We start from the raw sequence: 2495 nt of genomic DNA, 5'->3' as shown, positions 1-2495 counted from the left end.
TGGCTCAATCGCAATCGACGGCTTGCCAAGGACTTCGAGCAGACCATCGCATCTGCCAATGCATGGCTGTTCCTCGCCTCGGTCCAACTCCTCGCTCGCCGCGTCGCAAGGCTCGCTAATTCATCTGCTTAGTTTTGAATCGGACACTGAGAGCAGGAACCGCTACCGAATTGACTGAAGTATCACCGCTCAAAAGGAGGCCCGTCCCGGCAACGGCTGCTCCCCCCAAGACAGTACTGAGAGTACCTGATGTCGCCGCGGCGCCACCGGCGACTGCAGCGCCGCCTTCTACAGCTGCTACACCCCCACCAATGACTGCAGCGCTTTCTCCTGCACCTACCAGCGCGGGGAGGCCAAGCCCAAGCCAAGGCATCAACTCACCTCTTCGATCGTATTTGCGAGGCGTGTCATCTGATGGAGAAGGGCTTCGACATTCTCATCCGGGGTCCCTGGCCCGGACCACAAAAACTCTCGAATCTCCGGCTGATGCTCGAACCGATCCCCGCTGGCGAGCATCAGAAAGCCCCAAATGCTCAAGGACCGCTCCTGAGTTAGGCCAAGTCCATTTCCCGACGCTTCGTAACGCAGGATCCGTTCATTCAGCTCTTGCTCGCTCATGGCAGCCGTTTCCTGCGGGGCCATGGCCCGAAGATGCGCGGCCATCCGGCTACAGTACGAGGCTCGACTATGGGTTTCGACAGCTTCGAGCTGATCGCCGCGGATCGTCAGCATGCCCCTTTGCGCTTTTGGCAGATTGTCCGGCCTTTTCGCTCTTGCCAACCTGTCGGCCTTTATGAAGATCGCTTGTGCGGGGCCGAACAGATGAGCGAGCTGTTGAGTATCGAGCAGCGGCAGGATGACAGCAAGGGCGTTGGGATCCCAATGACGGAACAGCACCCTTTCATATTTAACGGGCTTGTTGGAATGTCTTTCATTGCTTGAAAACCGTTCGTCCGGGATCCAGACTTCATTGATGGTTCTCAAATGCCGCCACAGCGCGTTTTCTCCGTCGGGACAGGACCAGATGACGGCGCATGGCTTCTTAAGTACGAGTTCCTCGATGTGCTTGCGTGTTTTACGATCTTCCAATGCGACCAATCGTGGCCCGTCTCGCCGCATGTCGTCATCGCCGACTTCCAGGAAGAGTGAACGGCTTGCTATGCCGACGTCTGCAAGCTCGTCTTTCAGATCGTCAAAGTGCCCACCGTCAAGCACGGCAAACAGTGGTGACGGCATCGTGTCGAGTGCCGCATGGAAACCACACGTGGCAATTTCAGTGTCCGGCGTTTCGTCGGTTGATATCTCCATCAGTCACATCCTCACGAACGGCGTGGATGATTGCGACATCTTTTTCAGGCAGGAGGCGCCTTTTCCGGGGCCGCCTTTTTTGAAGTTGATACGGTTGCCTTCGACGTCGATCTTCAGGGCGTAGAGCTTGATGCCTGTCTTGTTCAGCTCGATATAGCCGCCGGGCGTCGAGAGGTGGATGACGTCGTCGCAGTAGATCTCCCAGACCTTGGTCTCGCCACGGACCTTCTCGCCCGACACCAGGTTGTAGAGCTTGCCGACATCGACGCGGATGGTCTCGCCGACCGTGGTGCGCTGTTCCTTGCCGATGCTCTCGATGACCGTCGCGCCGACGTTTGTGACCTTGGACATGCCGATCTGCTCGACCTGGGCGACGCCGACCGTGTCGGACTTGAAGGCGCCGACAACGGTGTTCATGATGCCGCCGAAAGGAAACAGGCTCGAGGCGTCCTCGCCCATGCCGGCGCCGGAGCCGGCGAGCGCCGTGCCGGCGTCGGCGCGCGGGTTCGGCCCCGAGACGACGCCCTCGCGGGAGCCCAGGCCGCCAAGGCCCAGAAAGCCCAGCGCGGAGGAGGCGAGCGTGCCGGCAAAGCCGGTCAGCGCCGCGCCGCCGCCGCCGGCGATCGCGCCCGCCTGGGACAAGAGTCCCGCCGTGTGGCCGGCGAGCCCCGCCATCTGCGCCATCAGCCCCAGGGCTTGCGCGCCGGTACCACCGACGGTCAGGTTCATCGAACCGCCGACCTCGGTCTTCTGGTTTTGAGCCACCTCCAGCGCCCGGTTGCCGCCGATCGAGGCCACCTCGTGGGCGTCCACACGCTTGGTGCGGTTGTTCAGGACCCGTGTCGTCTGGTCCTTCTGGGCGTGCAGGAACATGTTCTCCGCGCCAGTGGCATCCTCGAAGGTCAGCTCGTTGAAGCCGGTCGACTTGTGGGAGTTCGACCGGATGATCGAGCGCGTCTTATTCGCCGGCAGTTCGTAAGGGACGGCCTGCTTCGGATTGGGCACCAACCCCGTGATGAGCGGTCGGTCGGGGTCGCCGTCGATGTAGGCAACCATCGCCTCCATGCCGATGCGCGGGATGATCTGGCCGCCCCAGGTGCCCCCCGCCCAGCTTTGGCTGACCCGCACCCAGCAGGTGTCGGAGCCGTCCTTCTTCGCCCGCCGGTCCCACGGAAACCACAGCTTCA

Annotated in this window: 2 protein-coding genes and 1 pseudogene; 1 reads left to right on the top strand and 2 read right to left on the bottom strand. The window is 61.6% G+C overall.

Features of this window, described 5'->3' with window-relative positions:
* A pseudogene (locus SMD10_RS25195) lies at window positions 1-132 on the top strand (IS5/IS1182 family transposase); the annotation flags it as partial.
* Between the two features lie 240 nt (window positions 133-372).
* Here SMD10_RS25195 and SMD10_RS25190 read toward each other — a convergent pair.
* Both SMD10_RS25190 and SMD10_RS25185 read right to left on the bottom strand, forming a co-directional pair.
* Window positions 373-1308, bottom strand: a complete 936-nt coding sequence (locus SMD10_RS25190) for a DUF4123 domain-containing protein (protein WP_331688472.1) — start codon at window positions 1306-1308, stop codon at window positions 373-375.
* Window positions 1309-1311: 3 nt separating this feature from the next.
* On the bottom strand, window positions 1312-2495 hold a 1184-nt coding region (locus SMD10_RS25185; protein ID WP_331688471.1), incomplete at its 5' end, for a type VI secretion system Vgr family protein.

Origin of the sequence: Consotaella aegiceratis (assembly GCF_036541425.1) — a bacterium.
Classification (GTDB): Bacteria; Pseudomonadota; Alphaproteobacteria; order Rhizobiales; family Rhizobiaceae; genus Consotaella; species Consotaella aegiceratis.
This window is presented reverse-complemented; position numbering and strand designations above follow the sequence as displayed.